Source organism: Campylobacter sp. RM9334, assembly GCF_020138145.1.
Classification (GTDB): domain Bacteria; phylum Campylobacterota; class Campylobacteria; order Campylobacterales; family Campylobacteraceae; genus Campylobacter_E.
In genome coordinates this window covers 127,615-144,772 of sequence record NZ_JACGAX010000001.1, presented here as the reverse complement: position 1 = coordinate 144,772, position 17,158 = coordinate 127,615, and the positions used below count along the sequence as shown (strand labels likewise).

Sequence of the window (17,158 nt, the reverse complement as noted above, 5' to 3'; positions counted from 1 at the left end):
CTATTTTTTTATTTTATTGTAAATTAGTTATAACGCTTTATAAGGTGGTTATAAATATGGTTGGTTTGATTATTAATTGTTTTGGAATTTGAAAAATAAATGTATTTATGAGTATTTTTAGTTTTATTGAACGCTTAAAATATTTATAGGTAATAAAAGCTTATAATGCTAAAAGTAATTTAGCTAGAATTGTTTAAAAACCTAAAACTAAACAATAATTAGTGATTTTAAAGTTATTACATTATTGATTTAGCTAAGGTATTAATTTAAGAATTTTAAATGTATGATTTAATTTCTTATTATTTATATTTTAAGTGATTTTTATACATAGTTAAGATAACTTATTTATTGTTTAAAAGGTTGTTTATATCTGATTTTTCAAGTCTATGTAGTAGCCATTCATCTTTTGTTTTAGCTCCTATTTTTTTATAAACTTCAAGGCTTGGGTAATTATCTTTAAGACAAACCCAATCAATTCTTTCATAATCATTTTGATTGGCTATTTTTGCAAGTTCTTTTATAAGTGCTTTTCCTATTCCTTTATTTCTATATTCAACATCAACAAATAAATCTTCTAAATAAATTCCACATTTTCCTAAAAATGTAGAGAAATTATTAAAATACAAAGCAAATCCAACAGGTTTCAAATCATAATAAGCTATTAAAACATAAGCTTTTTGTTGTATAAATAAGCTTTCTTTTAAAAGTTCTTTAGTAGCCACAACGCTACTTGATAAGTTTTCATAATCAGCTAATTTTTTAATAAATTCTAAGATTAAATCTAAATCTTTTTCTGAAGCTTTTTGTATTGTAATCATTCTATAAACGAAATTCTATAAACGGAGAAAAATCTCCGTAATATTAGCGTTTAAGTTCTTTAATTCTTGCAGCTTTACCACGTAATCTGCGTAGATAGAATAGTCTTGAGCGTCTTACTTTACCATGGCGAACTACCGTAATACTTTCTAGACTATCAGAATAAATTGGGAATATTCTTTCTACTCCAACACCATTTGCACCAATTTTGCGAACCATAAAAGTTTCACCTGTGCCTTGACCACGACGAGCTATACAAATACCTTCAAAATTTTGAACCCTTGACTTATCACCTTCTTTAATATGAATAGCAAGTTTTAATGTATCGCCAGCTCTAAAATCAGGAATATTTTTTCCTTCAATTTGTTTAGCTTCAAACTGCTCAATATATTTATTTCTCATAGTTTTTCCTTAAATTATTGTGCTTAGCAAGTAAATCCGGGCGGTGGAATTTGGTCTTGCAAAACGATAGATGATTTTTTAAAAGGCTAATATTAGCGTGATTACCCTTAACAAAACTTGAAATTGAATAAAATTTCTTAAAAATATTATTTTTTTTATATTCAAATATAAAAGGTTTAGTAAAAGATGGAGCTTCTAATAAATAATTTTCAAAACTTTCTTCTACTAAGCTTTCTTGTTTTATTACTCCATTTATATTTCTAGCAATTGCATCGCACATACAAAGAGCTCCTAATTCCCCGCCCGTTAGGACAAAATCACCTATGCTAAAAACTTCATTAGCATAATTTTCATACACTCTTTCATCAATACCTTCATATCTTCCGCATACAAAAGTAATTTCATTTTTTAAGGCAAGTCTTTTAGCATCAATTTGTTTAAAAGGTTTTCCTGTAGGGCTTAAAAATATAATATGAGAATTTTTATAATTTTCTAAACAATCAAATAAAGGTTGGCAAGCCATAAGCATACCTGCTCCGCCGCTGATTTTCGTATCATCTACTTTATTATGTTTGTTTGTAGAATAATTTCTAGGATTGTCAAAATGTAGTTTTATAAGCTCTTTTTCTCTTGCAATTTTTAAAATGCTTTCATTAAAATAATTTTCAATTAGATTTGGAAATAAACTTATAAAATTAAATTTCATTATGAATTTTCTAAAATACTTTCAGAATTATTTACCTTGATAATATCACTTACTGAAATTATAAAATTATTGTGAAAAGGTATATAAAAACTCTTAGATAAGCCTAAATTTACTAATTCATCGCTAGTTTTTATCTCTAATAAATCATTAGCTCCTGTTTCTAAAATATCAACAACGCTACCTAAAAACTCATCATCTTGATATACTTTTAACCCAATAATATCAAAATAAAAATATTCATCTTTTTTAAGCTTAATATTTTTTCTAGTATTTTCAATATTAGAGTAAAGTTCCATATTTACAAGTTCTTTAGCCTTATTTACATCTTCATATCCTACAAATTGCACTAAAGAATTTGAAAAATCAAAAGATTTAATTATGAATTTTTTACCATTTTTATCAAAAAATTCAGCTTTAGGTTTAAATTGTTCGTAAAAATCACTTTTATTATGAAATTTTAAAAAACCAAGTAATCCGTGAGTTTTACCAATTTTAGCAACATAAACTAGATTATTCATCAAAAGTTTTTACCGTGATTTTATAATTTAATTTTTGAGTATTTTTGTGATTAACTGCTATTGTTTTAATTGCGGTTATGATTTTTCCTGATTTTCCAATAAGTCTTCCGGCATCTATTTTAGTAGCCATAATAACAATATCTATTAGGTTATTTTCTTTTTCTTCTACAAAAATTTCTAGCCGCTCAGGATTTGCGGCTATTGTTTTTGCATATGTAAAAATAAATTCTTTTACCATTATTTTGTAATTCTTGCTACACGATCGCTTAATTTAGCGCCTACGCTTTTCCAGTAAGCTAGTCTTTCAGCATCAAATTTGATTGTTTCAGGCTCGCTCATAGGATTGTAATATCCTATACTCTCAATCCAACCGCCATCTCTTCTTTTTCTGCTATCTGTTACTACGATACGATAAAAAGGACGCTTTTTTCTACCCATTCTTGTTAGTCTTACAACTGTCATTATTTTCTCCTTGATTGATTTAAAGATTTTTTATAAACAAAAATTGTCTATAAAAAAGCTTTAAATAAGTTTAAAGCTTTAAAAATTTTTAATTATTTTGGAAAATTTCCTTGATTTAGCATAGAACCTAACCCTTTCATACCACCTTTTGAAAGTTTTTTAGCGATTTTTGACGCATTTTCAAATTGTTTTAAAAATCTATTAACTTCCATTTGAGATAGACCTGCGCCTTTTGCAATTCTTGCTTTTCTAGCATTGTTTAATAGGCTTGGAGTTTCTCTTTCTTTTGGTGTCATTGAGCTAATCATTGCCTTTATATGTATCATTTCTTTAGAACTTTCCAAATCTATATCTTTTACTTTATTAGCAATGCCACCAAGACCTGGTATCATTCCAACTAATGAACCTAAATTCCCTAATTTTTTTACACTTTCAAGTTGGTTTATAAAATCATTGAAATTAAATTCACCTTTTTTGATTTTTTTGCTTAAGATTTTTGCTTCTTTTTCATCAAAAACTGCTGAAGTTTTTTCCATTAAAGTTGCTAAATCGCCTTCTCCCATAATACGACCAACAATTCTTTCTGGAACAAAACTCTCAAAATCTCCTACCTTTTCGCCAATACCTACGAATTTTAAAGGTAGATTTAATAATTTTGCTATACCTAAAGCAACCCCGCCTTTAGTATCTGCATCAAATTTACTTAAAATAACACCACTAATGCCTATTTTTTCATTAAATGTTTCTGCAGTTTTTACACCTTCTTGACCACTCATAGCATCAGCTACATAAAAACTCTCATAAGGATTTATTATATCTTTTACACGAGCTAATTCATTCATTAAAGGCTCATCAATCGCTAAACGACCTGCAGTATCCACTAATAATACATCATATAAGCCATCTTTAGCTTTATTAAGAGCGTTTTTTGCTACTTCGCAAGGGTCTTTGCTATCCATTGAAAATAAATCAATTTCATTAGCTTCACATAATTGTCTTAATTGCTCTACCGCAGCAAGTCTTTGTAAATCACACGCTGCTACTAGAACTTTTTTCTTTCTAAGTTTTAAATAATTTGCTAATTTTATCGTGCTAGTTGTCTTTCCACCACCTTGTAAGCCTATCATCATTACAGATGTTAAACCACTTGGAGAAAATCTAAATTCGCTTATTTTATTTTCTGGTGTTAGTATGTTTGTAAGGTTATTTTTAATTGCATCTAAAAAATGCTTTTGACCGATTCCTTTTGCTTTTACTTCATTTTCTACATTAACTAATAATTCTTTCGTTACCTTAAAATGAACATCAGCCTTTAATAAAGACTTTTTAAGAGTTTCCATAGCGTTTTTTAACGCTTTTTCATCATCTATTGTTTTTAATTTATTTACCGCTTGCTTAAAAGAATCACTAATCAACTCAAACATTAAAAATATCCTTTAATTTAAATTTTAAAAAAAGGGGTAATTATAACCCCAAATGCTTTATATTTGTTTAATAAATTATATATCTATATCACAAATAGTAGCAATCATAACAGCTTTTATAGTGTGCATTCTATTTTCTGCTTGATTAAAAATTATATCAGCATTATTCTCAAATACATTTTCTGTAATTTCATTACCTTTTACTGCAGGTAAGCAGTGCATTATTATTGTATTTTTTCCAGTTTTTAAAAGCAATTCATCATTTACTTGATAAGGTTTTAAAATATTTATTCTATCTTTTGCTTTTTCTTCTTCTCCCATAGAGCACCAAACATCAGTATATATAATATCAGCACCCTTAATATCTTCAATATTATCGCTGATTTTTATACTTGAGTTATTCGCAAAACTTTTGCAAAGATTTATTAATTTATTATCAGGATGAAGTTCTTTAGGGCTAATATTTATATAATTTAATCCTAATTTAGCACAGCCTATCATAAGAGAATTTGCCATATTGTTTCTACCATCTCCAATATATGCAAAATTAAGCCCTTCTAGTTTGTTAAAATGCTCGTAAATAGTTAGCATATCGGCTAGAATTTGAGTTGGATGAAATTCGTTTGTCAAACCATTCCAAACAGGAACATCACTATATTTTGCTAAGGTTTCTAAATCACTTTGATTAAAGCCGCGAAACTCAATGCCATCAAACATTCTGCTTAATACCCTAGCGGTATCTTGTATGCTTTCTTTTTTGCCTAATTGTATATCGTTAGCACCTAAATATTCAGGATAAGCTTTTTCATCGTTACAAGCTACTACAAATGCACATCTTGTTCTAGTTGATGGTTTTTCAAATATTAAAGCTATGTTTTTTCCTTGCAAATGATTGCCTGTTATACCTTGCTTTTTCTTTTCTTTTAGCTCTTTTGCAAATTTAATAAGTGCTAGGATTTCATCTTTACTAAAATCTTTTAAAGTTAGAAAATCTCTGTTTGTTAGTTTCATTTTTTCTCCTTTTGTTACTAATTTATACAATTTTAAAATATTTTTGAAGAATTTATTTTAATTTATTGTAAAAAAAGTTATTATAAAGCAATTTTTTTAAGGAGGACAAATGGAAAAATTACAAATAAATAAATCAAATCTGCGTTAAAACTTATCACTTCTTTTATTCTATTTTTTATTTTTTACATTTTTTTATTTTTATTAATTTTTAGGAGATTATTATGAAACAAATTTTTATAGCTACATTGCTAGCTTTAGGGCTTTTCGCACAAGAGATTTATAAGGTTGGCACAGGATATGATTATCCACCATTTGATTATATAGAAAATGGTGAAATTGTAGGATTTGAGATTGATTTAGTAAGAGCAGTAGCAAAGGAGTTGGGTATTCAGGTTGAGCCTGTTACAATGCCATTTGATGGGCTTATTGCGGCTTTAAAAGTGGGTAAAATTGATATTATTTCAGCAGGTATGAGTTATACTTCACAAAGAGCTAAAAATGCTGAATTTACAAAAAGCATATTTGATAGCAAAAATTATTATTTGAAGTTAAAAGGAAATGATAAAATAAATTCTTTAGATGATTTATCAAATGGTGCAATAATTGGGGCAAAAATAGGCACTCTTCAAGCTGACGAAATAACTAATTTAAAAGGTGTTAAGCCGTATTTAAACGAAGAATATATAGTGCTTATTAATTCTACTTTAAATGGTAAAATTGATGGTTTTGTAATGGAAGAGCCAGTCGCTAAAAGTTATATGAAAAAGTATCCAAATTTAGAAGTTTTTGCTACTTCTAGTATTGAAGGAATGAGCCTAGCTTTTAAAAAGGGTAATACAAAATTAAGAGATGATTTTGATAAAACTATTGAGAAATTTAAGCAAGATGGAACTTATTTAAAATTATTAGAAAAATATAATTTAAACTAATCCTTGAAAAAGGATTAGTAAATTCTTTCGCCTTTTAGCCAAGTTTGATGAACTTTTATATCTTTTATTTTTGTTTTATCAATACTAAAAATATCATTATCTAAGACAATAAAATCAGCGCTTTTACCATCTTCAATAGTTGTGCAATTTTTTAGCATTAGGATATTTTGTGAGTTTTTAGTTAGCATTAAAATTGCATCTTCAACTGATATTTCTTCATTTTTATTATAGTTTTTGCCGTTAGGATTAGTTCTTACAACAGCTGCATTAATACTTACAAATAAATTAAAAGGCTCGTGATGAATTGTAGCTGGTGCATCACTTGAAATGCTTAAATCTAAATGTTCTTTTAATGTGTTTAAAGCACAAATTGAATTAAATCTATCATCTTCTAACGCATCTTCATAGCTTGTATATTCAGCGTATTGAAATATTGGTTGTGTGCTTATAGCAATTTTTACTTTTAACTTTTTTATTTTTTCAATATGTTTTAAATTTAGCATAGAAGCATGCTCAAATCTAACGCTAGGATAATCTTTTAACCAATTTTCATAGCTTGTAAGATTATCAATTACTATATCTATAGCTTTATCTCCCATTAGATGAAAACTTATTTGGCAATTATTATTTTTGGCAAAATCAATGGCTTCTTTAATTTCATTAATATTACATACTAAATCCCCATAATTGTCGCTATTTTTATAAGGTTTATGAGTAAATGCAGTTTGTGATGAAATAGTGCCATCTACAAAGAATTTAATTCCATTAGTTTTAATATCTTCTAAGCTTTTAAATAAGCCAAATTCTTTAGCGTCTTTATAAACTTGATATAAACTAACTCTTTGTTTTAAACCCATATTTTTTGCTAATTTATATAATTCATAAGCTTTTAAAGGTTTAGAATAACACATCATATCGCTAATATTTACTATTCCTAAACTTGCATAAATTTCGCCTAATTTTACTAATTTTTTTGCTTCATCTTCTAAGCTTTCTTTTTCCATTGCATTGCGAATTAACATAGATGCACCTAAATCATACATAATACCATTAGGAGTGCCATCTTCAAATCTGCCTATTTTTCCACCTTTAGGCTCTTTTGTGTCTTTTGTAATATTTGCTAGCTCTAATGCTTTAGAATTGCAAACGCAAGAATGACAGCAACTTCTTAATATAAAAATTGGTTGTGTTGAGCTTATCAAATCTAAATCTTTTATAGTAGGAGCTCTTTTTTCATCTAGTTTTGATTCATCATAACACCAACCTTTAATCCATTTATTTTCCTTACCATAATTTGGTGAAGTTTTTAAAAATTCTATTAATTGTGGAATATTTGTCACATAAGGTTTAGTGCAAGCTAGACTATCTATTATTTGTGATACATATGTTGGATGCGTGTGAGTATCGCTTAATGCAGGAATAACGCAGGCATTTTTTAAATCTATGATTTTATTGCAATCATTTCTATTTACATTATTGATTTCACAAAATTTGGAGTTTTTTATACTAAATTCGCTTATAAAATCATTTTCGTTTTTACCTGTAAAAACTTTAGCATTAACAAAACCTATTTTCATAATCTATTCCTTTATGTTACATAATGTTACATTTTTTATATTTAATTTAAAATTAGACATATTATAATTAACATATTTTACTTTTTTGATTATTATAAGTCATATTTTTAAGGAGGACAAATGGAACAATTACAAATAAATAAATCAAATCTGCGTTAAAACTTATCACTTCTTTTATTCTATTTTTTATTTTTACATTTTTTATTTTTATTAATTTTTAGGAGATTATTATGAAACAAATTTTTATAGCTACATTTCTAGCTTTAGGGCTTTTCGCACAAGAGATTTATAAGGTTGGTCTATCGCCTGATTTCCCACCATTTGAGTATATGGAAAATGATGAAATTGTGGGGTTTGAGATTGATTTAGTAAGAGAAATTGCTAAGGAGTTAAATATAAAAATTGAGGTTATTCCAATGTCTTTTGATGGTTTGATTTTAGCGTTAAAATCAAAAAAGATTGATATTATTGCATCAGGTATGAGTTACACACCTAAAAGAGCTAAAAATGTTGAGTTTTCAAATCCAATAATAGAAAGTGAAAACCACTATATCAAATTAAAAAGTAATAAAAAGCTAAATTCTTTAAAAGACCTTGAAAAAGGAGCTATTTTAGGCGCACAAATAGGAACTTTGCAAGCTGATGAAATATCTAATATTAAAGGTGTAGTTCCGTTTTTAAATTCTGAATACATTCCACTTGTATTATCTACTTTAAATGGCAAAATTGATGGTTTTGTATTAGAAGCTGCCGTTGCTAAGAGTTATACTAAAAATTATGATGATTTTGAAGTATTCGCAAAAACTCCAATAGCTGGAACTTGCATAGCTTTTCAAAAAGGCAATACTAAATTAAGAGATGATTTTAATAATGTAATTAACAAATTTAAAAACGATGGAACTTATTTAAAATTGTTACAAAAATATAATTTAGACTAAATATTTGTGCCTAATATTTAGGCATAAATTGAATTTTTTAGATATATTAAAGTCTTAATAAAGGAAAAATATGAAAAAAAGTTATTTTTTAATAAGTATTTTATGTGTAATTTTTATATCTTTAAATCTTAGAGCACCAATTACTGCAATAGGTCCTATAGTTGATAATATTATGAGTTATTATGATTTAAATTCTACGCAAATTGGGATTTTAAGTGCTTTGCCGCTTTTTTGTTTTTTTATTTTTTCTTTAATCGCTCCGATTTTACCAAATACAAAAGCTATGCTTTATGCGATTATTTTAATAATGTTTGGACTATTTGCTAGGGCGTTTTTTAATACTTTTTTCTTATTTTTTGGGACGATTTTAATAGGTTTAGGTATTGCGATTTTGAATGTTTTAATGCCTAGTTTTGTTAAAAATCACTTTAAAAATATTGGAAAAATTATGGCACTTTATGGAATGTTTTTAAGCATTTCTAGCTTAATAGGAGTTTTTGGGCATTATTTGATTGATTATATTGGACTTAGTGGAGCTTTATTTTGTTGGATTATATTTGCTATTATTGCGTTTTTTTGCTATCTGCCATTTATTAAAAATCATAGGCTTAATAGATATTCTAAAACTCAAAATTTCAGTGATTTTTTAAGTATTTTTAAAAATAAAAACGCTTGGATAATAACTGCTTTTATGGGGCTTCAAAGTTGTGTTTTTTATACGATAATTACTTGGTATCCTAGCATATTAGCTATTAGTATGAATAAAGATTATGCGACTAATATTGTTATATTATTTCAATTTTGTTCTATGTTTTCAGCTTATTTTATACCTAATAAAATGGCTCAGATTGAAAATAAAGCAATGCTTTTAACTTTAGTTTGTATTAGCAATATTCTTGCTTTTTTTATATGTTTATTAAGTTCAAATATTTATATTTTAATAATTTCAGCTTTATTATTTTCTATTCCTGTTGGTGGAATTTTTGGCGTTGCATTGATAATGATTGCTATTAAATCAAAAGATACAAAAACTACAATATACTTAAGTTCAATGTCTCAAAGTGTAGGGTATTTAATAGCTACTATTGGGCCAATAATTTTTGGATATTTTAAAGATATTACAAATAGTTTTAATACTTCAATTATTTTTATGATAATTATTAGTTTTTTGTTGCTAATTTTTTCTTTACTTTCAAATAAAATAAGCTATATATAAACTTTATTGTGATAAAATCGGCTCTTCTTTTTTAGAAAATTCAACAAAAAGGAAAGCTTATGCCAAAAATGAAGAGCGTAAAAAGTGCTTCTAAGCGCTTTAGAGTAGGCAAAAATAAAATTAAGCGTGGTTCAGCTTATAGAAGCCACATTTTAACTAAAAAGCCTGCAAAAAGAATGCGTGATTTAAGAACAGCAAAATTTGTTCATGCTACAAATGAAAGCCGTGTTCTTAAAATGCTTTGTATGAAATAAGAGTTTTTGATTTTTAATCATTCGTTACCCCCGTTTAGGGAAAGATTTGCTTTAAGCAAACGCCATTAAAAGGAGAAATTATGGCAAGAGTAAAAACAGGCGTAGTAAGACGCAGAAGACATAAAAGATTATTAAAGTTAGCTAAAGGTTTTTATAGCGGTCGTAGAAAACACTTTAGAAAAGCTAAAGAACAATTAGAAAGAAGCTTGGTATATGCTTACCGCGATAGACGCCGCAAAAAAAGAGATTTCCGTCGTTTATGGATTATTAGAATTAATGCAGCTTGCCGCTTAAATGATTTAAGCTATTCAAGATTTATGAATGGTCTTAAAAAAGCTGGTATTGAACTAGATAGAAAAGTTCTAGCTGATATGGCTATGAATGACGCAGCAGCTTTTGCTAAAGTTGCAGCAGCAGCTAAAAAAGCATTATAATTTCTTTCCTAGCTAAGATTAGCTAGGAATTTCTTTCTTTAACATTTAAATATTTTCCCTAGTAATTTTTATTTTTTTAATATTATTTTAAGAATGGGGGGGGGTATAATCTTTTTTCTTAATTTTACTTTAAAGGATTTTTATGAAATTTGAGAAAAAAGTTATTATCGGCTCTTTAGGTGGATTTTTAACTACTATCATTGGAATTATTGCGGTGTTTTTTCCTAGTTTGCTTAATTTTGAAAAGAAAAATATGGAAGAAATAAAGATATTTATTAAAAGTGAAGCTGATATTCAAAAGTTTAAAAAAGTAATATTGGATAATCAAGGAAAACTTATTAATCTTGATTTAGAGTATTGTTATTACCCTACAATTTTTTATCAAAATGATATTTCAAATTCTAAGGATTATTTTTTAACAGCTGAATATGAAAAGGCAAAAGTTAATAATGATGATTATGTAGATAAAGATGAATATGACATAACAAGAATTTTTTATGGAACTATTCAAACTAAAGAAGGTTTGCAGCTTGATGAAGAAGAAAACATAGCTCAAGGCATGGTAGTTAGTGGTATGGCTACTTTAGAAGCAGAAGGGACAATTCCTGTTAGAACACACGGGGGAACATTGATTTTACAAGGTTTAAATGGTGCTAATTTAGCAGTAAATATCCCATTTAAAAGTGATAAAAAATATAGTTGGGATAATTTAGGAGCTTATTTTAAAGATAGTGAAGTGGAGCAAAAATGTATTCCTAGTGGTATTAAAGGGTATAAAAATGAGTATGAAATTCCAGAATTATTTCACGAAAAACTACAAGGAATATTTTATGTATCAGATTATGTTTCTTTAGGTAGGCAAAGTGAAATGCAATTTGACAATGTTGTGAATTTAGAACCATTTAATAAAAAAGATTTAGCTATTAGAGATTATTAAGGAGAAGAAATGTTTAAGAAAATTTTAAAAGGTGTGTTGATAGTATTTGTTGTATTGTTTGTTATAGGATTATTTATTGATGATCCTATGGAAGTTGAATCGATAACTGATTTTAATTCTCCTGAAGTTAATATTCTAGGAATAGGAGCTTCTAAAAAACTCAAAATTACATCTAAAATAGATGAATTAGAAATATATGAGATTAAACTAAATAAAGGAAATTGCAAACTTCATTATGTTTTATCAAAATCAAATCCTAAAAAATTAAAATACGGACAATCATTTTCACCTATACATTTTTGTGAGAATTTAAAACAAGCAGAAATTAAAACCAATGAAGGTGATTTTACTTATTCTTTTTAAGCTATAGATTTTCTATAGCTTAAAAATAAATATTACTATTTAAAAATATTTCGCTAAAATTACTACCTTAAAAAAGGAGTTAGTATGAAAAAATTATTAATTTTATTATTTAGTGTTTGTGTTTATGCCGTTGAGTGTGTGAGTTTAGAAGAATGCTTAAAAAATGCTAATTATTATCAGTTTGATAAAAATGATGAAGCAAACGCAGCTTTATATTATAAAGTTTCTTGCGAAGAATATGAAGATTATTTATCTTGCAAGGCTTTAAGTGATATTTATAAATATTCTGATAAATTGGAAAATAAAAAATTAAATAAAAAATACAAAAATTTAGCAATAAAATTGGTTAAACAATCTTGCAAAGATGATGATAATGCAAACGCTTGCTATGATTTTGCAAATTTTTGTGAAGTAAAATATACTCAATGTGATGATTTTGAAAAATTATATGAAAGAGCATTTAATTTATACGAAAAACAATGTAATAATAATGATTATTCATCTTGCTATTTTTTAGCAAATATGTATTTAAATGGAGTTAGCACTGATATTGATGAAGAAAAAGCTTTAGAATTATACAAATACGCTTGCAATAACAATGATAACAAAAGCTGCTATGAAGTATCTCAACTTTATGAAAATAAATCTCTTGAGTATTTAAGAAAATCTTGCGAATTAGAATTTAAATACGCTTGTGAAAAGTTAGATAATATAAAATAATTTTAAAAGTTCTTATTTTTAAGAACTTTTTATTATTTGATATATTTTTAAAAACAAGTAGTTATAAAAGCATATAAATTACAACTATTTAAAATAATTTAAGATTTTTATTATTGTTTTGTCATAATAATCACATTTACTTCAAAGGAATTTTATGAATATAGAAAAACACCAAAATATGATTAATTTTATTTGGAATATCGCAGATTGTCTAAGATATTTTAAGTTAAAATTAGTTTTGTTTTTAATGTGAGAAAGTTTATGGAAATAAAAATTACTAAAAAGCGGGTGAAAAATATTATTATAAAAGTTCGTGAGATTGGGCTTGTTGAAGTAGTATCGCCTTATTTTATAAGTAGAGCAAAAATTGATGAGATTTTAAGACTTAAAAAAGATTGGATAGAACAAAGATTAAACGAGCTTAAAACTACTAAAAAAGCAGAGCTTTTGAGTGGTAATTTTGTATTGTTTTTAGGACGAAAATATATTTTAGAATTTGATTTAAGAATTTCAAAAAATGTAGAAATTCACAATGATAAAATCATTTTAAAATGTCTTGAAAATGATGAAAATAAAGAAAAATTACTTAATGATTTTTATAAAATTCAATCAAAAGAAATCTTTAGCGAAATTTTAAAAAGATTTTGTGTGATTGTTGGTAAAGATATAAAAGCTTTAAAAGTACGAAAAATGAAAACTCGTTGGGGTTCTTGCAATACGAAAAAATCTTATATAAATCTAAATACCGAATTAATTAAAAAAGATATATTAGCAATAGAAGCAGTGATTATGCACGAATTAACACACCTTTATCACGCTAATCATTCAAAGGCTTTTTATGCCACGCTTTTAGGATTTATGCCAGATTATAAAGAAAGAATTAATTTATTAAAAGACAAATAATTTATATTTATCCCCCATATTTTATACAGCTAATGCCAAATTTATCTCTTATAGCACTTAGGGTTTCGTTTAATTTTTGATTTTTTGTGGTGTTTTGAAAAATATTTTCACAATATGTTTTATCAAGATTATTAGCAGCAATTCCTATATAATAAACACTTACATTTTTCGTATTTTTCATAAGAATTTCAAATCCTTTTACGGCATTATCAATTAGATTTTTTTCATCAAATGGTTGCATAATTTCAACTCCAATATGCTCTAATTTATTGCCGTATTTAATACTTATTTCTATTTTTTTAGGATGATATTTGTGCTTTGAAATCCAAACACATAAATATCTAGCAAGTATTTTAACCCTTCGCCTTAACTCATCATAATCACTAATTGGCTTAAAGCTTTTTGATATTGCGTGGCTTTTAATATCTTTTATTTCTTCTACTTTTTCATTATCAATGCCTTTAATTCTTGCTATGATTTTTTTGCCATTTTTACCATATTTATCTAGCAAATATTCTTTTTGCAATAATTCATCTAAAGTATTTACCCCATAAGCTCTTAAATATTTTTGTATTTCTCTTCCTATGCCTGCGAAATTTTTTATATCTATTCCTTTAATGGCATTGCTTAAATCATATTCCATTCTAATGCCAAAAGGTTTTGCTAAATCGGTTAAAAATTTAGCTCCCCATTTGCTATTATTAATGCCTATACTAGCTGGTAAGCCAAATTTATCTAATAGTTCTTTTTGAAGATATTTTGCATAATCTAGCACTTCTGTGTCTTTTTTAAACCCTTCTAAATCTCCAAAAAACTCATCAATGCTAAATTGTTCAATTACGGGTATTTTGCTTTCTAAAAATTGTCTTACTTTAAAGCTTAGTTCTTTATAAAATCTAATATTACTTCTAGCTATTTTTAAATTCGGACATTTTTGATAAGCTATATTTAATTTATCTCCTACTTTTACTCCATATTTTTTAGCTTCATAAGATACGGCAATTGCGGTAAAATGCCTATAATCAATTACTTTATTTTCACTTCTTGCAACTTCAATTGAGCTCATAAAGGCGATTTTATTATCTATATATTTTGCATCTTGATTGAAAAAATCTTCATCGCTTCCAGCATAAATCACGCAAGGTGTATTGCAGAGTTCTTTATTTAATAGTCGTTGGGCATTTACAAAATAGCTATCAAAATCTATATGAAGTTTCATTAGAATTTGTTTTTATAAATATTTATAAATTCATTAATCGGTGTAGCACCTTTATGATAATAAAATCCTTGTAATTCATCACAACCTAATTGTTTTAAAATATTTACTTGCTCTAGTGTTTCAACACCTTCTGCTACTACTCTTTTATTCATAGTTTTTGCTATTTTTATAATACCAATTATAATTGCTTTTGAGTTTTCATTAATTAAATCACAATCTTTACTATTTAATCCATCTATAAAGCTTTTATCAATTTTAATTGTATCAATAGGTAAATGATTTATATAAGAAAGAGAACTATAATCTTTCCCAAAATCATCAATACTTATTAAAAATCCAATAGCTTTTAATTTTTCTAATATAGTCTCACTACTGCTATTAAGTCTATATCTTTCTGTTATTTCTATATCTATTAAACTTGGATTTATATCGTATTTTTTAACATTTGCTAGCAAATAATTTATCATATCTTTATGGTGCAAGTGTTTTGCTGATATATTAATGCTTATTGGAATATTTATTCCTTTATTTTTTAAAACTTGTATTTCTTGAAATACTTTTGCAATTACAAATTTTTCAAGTTTTATTATTAAATCAGTTTTTTCTGCAATTCTTATAAATTTTTCTGTATTTTCAAATTTATCATTTCGTTTCCAGCGAATTAATGCTTCTGCGCCTTTTACTAAATTATCATTTGCTCCGATTTTTGCTTGATAATATACATCAAGCTCACCTTTTTCTAAAGCCCTTTTTAAATCATTTTCTAATTTTGCTTCATTATCTATTTGTGTTTTAACTTCATCAGAATAATCGCAATACAATGTATCTTTTTGAACGCTTGAAAGTAAGGCTGCTTTGTAAGTATCGTTTATTATTTGATTGTAATTTTCATTTGTTAATACACTAAAGCCAACCCCTATACTCTGCTCATAAATTCCATCACTTCCAAAATTAATACTTTCACTAAAGCATTCGTGCAACTTAATAGCCATATTATTAAAAGTTGTTTGTATTTCATCAATACAAGGAAATGCTAATAAAAAATCTCCATTGCCACTTATTTTGGCTATTTTAGAATTTAAAATAGTTGTAGAAAAACTTGAAAATCTACTTGCTAATTCTAATATTATTTTATCAGCTAAATCAAAACTTCTACTTTTTAATAGATTTTGATAGTCTTTAAGATATATATAGCTAACTATTATAGGACAATCGCTTTTTTCATAGAGTTCTTGTATGTCTAATAAGAATTTTTGTTTTTTAGGTAATTTGGTTAAAGAATTATAATTTTCTTGATAGTATATATCATTTAAGACTTCATTTAAAGAATTTGCTATTTTTTGAAATTCGCTGTAATTTAGCGTATCGTTTAGCATTAAAGGTTTATGTTTTTTGACTGAATTTGCAAGAAGTTCTGCAAAATCATTAAAATTTGATTTTACTCTTTTTAATCTTTTTATATAAATTGCATTACTAATAACTGCAGCTACTAATACAGCGAAAGAAAATACTAAAAATTGAAAAATAGTATGGTCTTTATTTTGTTGTAGCCTAATTACTAAGCTATCATTTCCTATATTGTGAATTCTATGATGCTCTTCAATTCTTTTTGCCTCGCTAATATATCTATAAGTTCCAAAAATTCCACCAGCAATTTCAATTAGTAAAAAAGTTGTAATAATAAAATTCTTAAACGAGTTAGATAGAATTGATTTTGTTTTCATAGTACTCACCTAAACATTTTAATTGATGCCTTTGCTTCTTCTTTTTCCATATAATTACGAACTGATTCTTGAGCATTTTTATTCATTAAATAGCTTTTAATTTGTTCTTTTGCTACTTCATAACTTGCCCCATTCATCTTATCTTTATTTAAATTATAAAATCTAATTACTTCATCATCGCTTACATCTTTCATATAATTTTGAGCGATTAAATCAAATAATTTCTTTTTTAGAATTTCATCTTTTATATTTTCTGTTAGCATTTTGATTTTATCTTGGTTATGTTCTATGAAAGTAGATAAGCTAATATTATTAGCAGCAGCTATTTTTGATAATTCTTGATTGATTTCTAGTTCATTTGCAGCTAATTTGAATTTTTTAGCTAAAGATGTGCATATTTTATTTTGAATTAGCAATCTTAATGCGTCGTTTTGGCTTATATTCATATATTGTGAAATTTCTATAATATCAATATTTGTAATAGGCTCGTTATTAACACTAGCTATGATTGAAGTTATAGGACTTGCGTTCATAAATGCACCAAATACAAGTGCAAGCAAAATTTTTCTCATTATTTACCTTTAAGTGATTTTAAATGATTATAA

Annotated in this window: 21 protein-coding genes; 9 read left to right on the top strand and 12 right to left on the bottom strand. The window is 26.4% G+C overall.

The window, feature by feature from the left end:
- Positions 1–341 precede the first annotated feature (341 nt).
- From AVBRAN9334_RS00800 to argF, 8 genes are all read right to left on the bottom strand, one after another.
- Positions 342–818 carry a GNAT family N-acetyltransferase gene (locus AVBRAN9334_RS00800; RefSeq protein WP_336606753.1) on the bottom strand — a complete coding sequence of 159 codons (477 nt, stop codon included), beginning with the start codon at positions 816–818 and terminating at the stop codon, positions 342–344.
- A 43-nt stretch (positions 819–861) separates the two neighbouring features.
- Positions 862–1,218, bottom strand: coding sequence for a 50S ribosomal protein L19 (gene rplS, locus AVBRAN9334_RS00795; RefSeq protein WP_214117796.1), 357 nt, complete (start codon positions 1,216–1,218; stop codon positions 862–864).
- A complete protein-coding gene (trmD, locus tag AVBRAN9334_RS00790) occupies positions 1,208–1,924 on the bottom strand; it encodes a tRNA (guanosine(37)-N1)-methyltransferase TrmD (RefSeq protein ID WP_214117795.1) in 717 nt (238 codons plus the stop codon). Before trmD ends, rplS begins: the two co-directional genes overlap by 11 nt.
- A complete protein-coding gene (gene rimM / locus AVBRAN9334_RS00785) occupies positions 1,924–2,442 on the bottom strand; it encodes a ribosome maturation factor RimM (RefSeq protein WP_442862413.1) in 519 nt (172 codons plus the stop codon). The genes trmD and rimM overlap by 1 nt, the downstream gene beginning before the upstream one ends.
- Entirely contained in the window at positions 2,435–2,680 is a 246-nt protein-coding gene (locus tag AVBRAN9334_RS00780; RefSeq protein WP_214117793.1) for a KH domain-containing protein, read from the bottom strand. The genes rimM and AVBRAN9334_RS00780 overlap by 8 nt, the downstream gene beginning before the upstream one ends.
- Positions 2,680–2,904, bottom strand: a complete 225-nt coding sequence (rpsP, locus tag AVBRAN9334_RS00775) for a 30S ribosomal protein S16 (RefSeq protein WP_214117792.1) — start codon at positions 2,902–2,904, stop codon at positions 2,680–2,682. The genes AVBRAN9334_RS00780 and rpsP overlap by 1 nt, the downstream gene beginning before the upstream one ends.
- 92 nt (positions 2,905–2,996) lie before the next feature.
- Positions 2,997–4,328, bottom strand: coding sequence for a signal recognition particle protein (locus AVBRAN9334_RS00770; protein ID WP_214117791.1), 1,332 nt, complete (start codon positions 4,326–4,328; stop codon positions 2,997–2,999).
- Between the two features lie 75 nt (positions 4,329–4,403).
- Positions 4,404–5,339, bottom strand: a complete 936-nt coding sequence (argF, locus tag AVBRAN9334_RS00765) for an ornithine carbamoyltransferase (protein ID WP_336606751.1) — start codon at positions 5,337–5,339, stop codon at positions 4,404–4,406.
- Between the two features lie 221 nt (positions 5,340–5,560).
- Here argF and AVBRAN9334_RS00760 point away from each other — a divergent pair, with 221 nt between their 5' ends.
- The gene (locus AVBRAN9334_RS00760; RefSeq protein WP_239803086.1) at positions 5,561–6,268 is read left to right on the top strand and encodes a substrate-binding periplasmic protein; all 708 of its coding nucleotides are present in this window, start codon (positions 5,561–5,563) and stop codon (positions 6,266–6,268) included.
- 14 nt (positions 6,269–6,282) lie between these two features.
- On the opposite strand, the gene AVBRAN9334_RS00755 is transcribed toward AVBRAN9334_RS00760, so the two are convergent.
- Entirely contained in the window at positions 6,283–7,845 is a 1,563-nt protein-coding gene (locus tag AVBRAN9334_RS00755) for an amidohydrolase (RefSeq protein ID WP_336606750.1), read from the bottom strand.
- A 230-nt stretch (positions 7,846–8,075) separates the two neighbouring features.
- On the opposite strand from AVBRAN9334_RS00755, the gene AVBRAN9334_RS00750 reads away from it, so the two are divergent.
- The 8 genes from AVBRAN9334_RS00750 to AVBRAN9334_RS00715 all read left to right on the top strand — a co-directional run bounded on the left by AVBRAN9334_RS00750 (position 8,076) and on the right by AVBRAN9334_RS00715 (position 13,610).
- Positions 8,076–8,783, top strand: coding sequence for a transporter substrate-binding domain-containing protein (locus AVBRAN9334_RS00750; protein WP_336606749.1), 708 nt, complete (start codon positions 8,076–8,078; stop codon positions 8,781–8,783).
- Between the two features lie 70 nt (positions 8,784–8,853).
- A complete protein-coding gene (locus tag AVBRAN9334_RS00745) occupies positions 8,854–9,999 on the top strand; it encodes an MFS transporter (protein WP_336606748.1) in 1,146 nt (381 codons plus the stop codon).
- A gap of 59 nt (positions 10,000–10,058) precedes the next feature.
- On the top strand, positions 10,059–10,253 hold the full coding sequence (gene rpmI, locus AVBRAN9334_RS00740) for a 50S ribosomal protein L35 (protein WP_214117785.1): 195 nt from the start codon (positions 10,059–10,061) through the stop codon (positions 10,251–10,253).
- Between the two features lie 80 nt (positions 10,254–10,333).
- Positions 10,334–10,687, top strand: a complete 354-nt coding sequence (gene rplT, locus AVBRAN9334_RS00735) for a 50S ribosomal protein L20 (protein ID WP_214117784.1) — start codon at positions 10,334–10,336, stop codon at positions 10,685–10,687.
- A 142-nt stretch (positions 10,688–10,829) separates the two neighbouring features.
- Complete coding sequence (locus AVBRAN9334_RS00730) at positions 10,830–11,624, top strand: hypothetical protein (protein WP_336606747.1); 795 nt, start codon at positions 10,830–10,832, stop codon at positions 11,622–11,624.
- A gap of 9 nt (positions 11,625–11,633) precedes the next feature.
- Positions 11,634–11,987: a hypothetical protein gene (locus AVBRAN9334_RS00725; protein WP_239803084.1), complete on the top strand. Its 354-nt coding sequence runs from the start codon at positions 11,634–11,636 to the stop codon at positions 11,985–11,987.
- An 84-nt stretch (positions 11,988–12,071) separates the two neighbouring features.
- Positions 12,072–12,707, top strand: coding sequence for a tetratricopeptide repeat protein (locus tag AVBRAN9334_RS00720; protein WP_336606746.1), 636 nt, complete (start codon positions 12,072–12,074; stop codon positions 12,705–12,707).
- 288 nt (positions 12,708–12,995) lie between these two features.
- Positions 12,996–13,610, top strand: coding sequence for a M48 family metallopeptidase (locus tag AVBRAN9334_RS00715; RefSeq protein ID WP_336606745.1), 615 nt, complete (start codon positions 12,996–12,998; stop codon positions 13,608–13,610).
- 7 nt (positions 13,611–13,617) lie between these two features.
- On the opposite strand, the gene AVBRAN9334_RS00710 is transcribed toward AVBRAN9334_RS00715, so the two are convergent.
- From AVBRAN9334_RS00710 to AVBRAN9334_RS00700, 3 genes are read right to left on the bottom strand one after another with little or no spacing between them, the layout of a single operon-like run.
- Positions 13,618–14,829 carry a Y-family DNA polymerase gene (locus AVBRAN9334_RS00710; RefSeq protein ID WP_336606744.1) on the bottom strand — a complete coding sequence of 404 codons (1,212 nt, stop codon included), beginning with the start codon at positions 14,827–14,829 and terminating at the stop codon, positions 13,618–13,620.
- On the bottom strand, positions 14,829–16,553 hold the full coding sequence (locus AVBRAN9334_RS00705) for an EAL domain-containing protein (protein WP_214117780.1): 1,725 nt from the start codon (positions 16,551–16,553) through the stop codon (positions 14,829–14,831). The genes AVBRAN9334_RS00710 and AVBRAN9334_RS00705 overlap by 1 nt, the downstream gene beginning before the upstream one ends.
- Before the next feature lie 5 nt (positions 16,554–16,558).
- A complete protein-coding gene (locus tag AVBRAN9334_RS00700; RefSeq protein ID WP_214117779.1) occupies positions 16,559–17,125 on the bottom strand; it encodes a hypothetical protein in 567 nt (188 codons plus the stop codon).
- Positions 17,126–17,158: the final 33 nt, after the last annotated feature.

What these genes read in the sequence shown, in the direction of transcription:
- AVBRAN9334_RS00800 (WP_336606753.1), bottom strand. Translation starts at nt 818, where the DNA reads ATGATTACAATACAAAAAGCTTCAGAAAAAGATTTAGATTTAATCTTA.
- rplS (WP_214117796.1), bottom strand. Translation starts at nt 1,218, where the DNA reads ATGAGAAATAAATATATTGAGCAGTTTGAAGCTAAACAAATTGAAGGA.
- trmD (WP_214117795.1), bottom strand. Translation starts at nt 1,924, where the DNA reads ATGAAATTTAATTTTATAAGTTTATTTCCAAATCTAATTGAAAATTAT.
- rimM (WP_442862413.1), bottom strand. Translation starts at nt 2,442, where the DNA reads ATGAATAATCTAGTTTATGTTGCTAAAATTGGTAAAACTCACGGATTA.
- AVBRAN9334_RS00780 (WP_214117793.1), bottom strand. Translation starts at nt 2,680, where the DNA reads ATGGTAAAAGAATTTATTTTTACATATGCAAAAACAATAGCCGCAAAT.
- rpsP (WP_214117792.1), bottom strand. Translation starts at nt 2,904, where the DNA reads ATGACAGTTGTAAGACTAACAAGAATGGGTAGAAAAAAGCGTCCTTTT.
- AVBRAN9334_RS00770 (WP_214117791.1), bottom strand. Translation starts at nt 4,328, where the DNA reads ATGTTTGAGTTGATTAGTGATTCTTTTAAGCAAGCGGTAAATAAATTA.
- argF (WP_336606751.1), bottom strand. Translation starts at nt 5,339, where the DNA reads ATGAAACTAACAAACAGAGATTTTCTAACTTTAAAAGATTTTAGTAAA.
- AVBRAN9334_RS00760 (WP_239803086.1), top strand. Translation starts at nt 5,561, where the DNA reads ATGAAACAAATTTTTATAGCTACATTGCTAGCTTTAGGGCTTTTCGCA.
- AVBRAN9334_RS00755 (WP_336606750.1), bottom strand. Translation starts at nt 7,845, where the DNA reads ATGAAAATAGGTTTTGTTAATGCTAAAGTTTTTACAGGTAAAAACGAA.
- AVBRAN9334_RS00750 (WP_336606749.1), top strand. Translation starts at nt 8,076, where the DNA reads ATGAAACAAATTTTTATAGCTACATTTCTAGCTTTAGGGCTTTTCGCA.
- AVBRAN9334_RS00745 (WP_336606748.1), top strand. Translation starts at nt 8,854, where the DNA reads ATGAAAAAAAGTTATTTTTTAATAAGTATTTTATGTGTAATTTTTATA.
- rpmI (WP_214117785.1), top strand. Translation starts at nt 10,059, where the DNA reads ATGCCAAAAATGAAGAGCGTAAAAAGTGCTTCTAAGCGCTTTAGAGTA.
- rplT (WP_214117784.1), top strand. Translation starts at nt 10,334, where the DNA reads ATGGCAAGAGTAAAAACAGGCGTAGTAAGACGCAGAAGACATAAAAGA.
- AVBRAN9334_RS00730 (WP_336606747.1), top strand. Translation starts at nt 10,830, where the DNA reads ATGAAATTTGAGAAAAAAGTTATTATCGGCTCTTTAGGTGGATTTTTA.
- AVBRAN9334_RS00725 (WP_239803084.1), top strand. Translation starts at nt 11,634, where the DNA reads ATGTTTAAGAAAATTTTAAAAGGTGTGTTGATAGTATTTGTTGTATTG.
- AVBRAN9334_RS00720 (WP_336606746.1), top strand. Translation starts at nt 12,072, where the DNA reads ATGAAAAAATTATTAATTTTATTATTTAGTGTTTGTGTTTATGCCGTT.
- AVBRAN9334_RS00710 (WP_336606744.1), bottom strand. Translation starts at nt 14,829, where the DNA reads ATGAAACTTCATATAGATTTTGATAGCTATTTTGTAAATGCCCAACGA.
- AVBRAN9334_RS00705 (WP_214117780.1), bottom strand. Translation starts at nt 16,553, where the DNA reads ATGAAAACAAAATCAATTCTATCTAACTCGTTTAAGAATTTTATTATT.
- AVBRAN9334_RS00700 (WP_214117779.1), bottom strand. Translation starts at nt 17,125, where the DNA reads ATGAGAAAAATTTTGCTTGCACTTGTATTTGGTGCATTTATGAACGCA.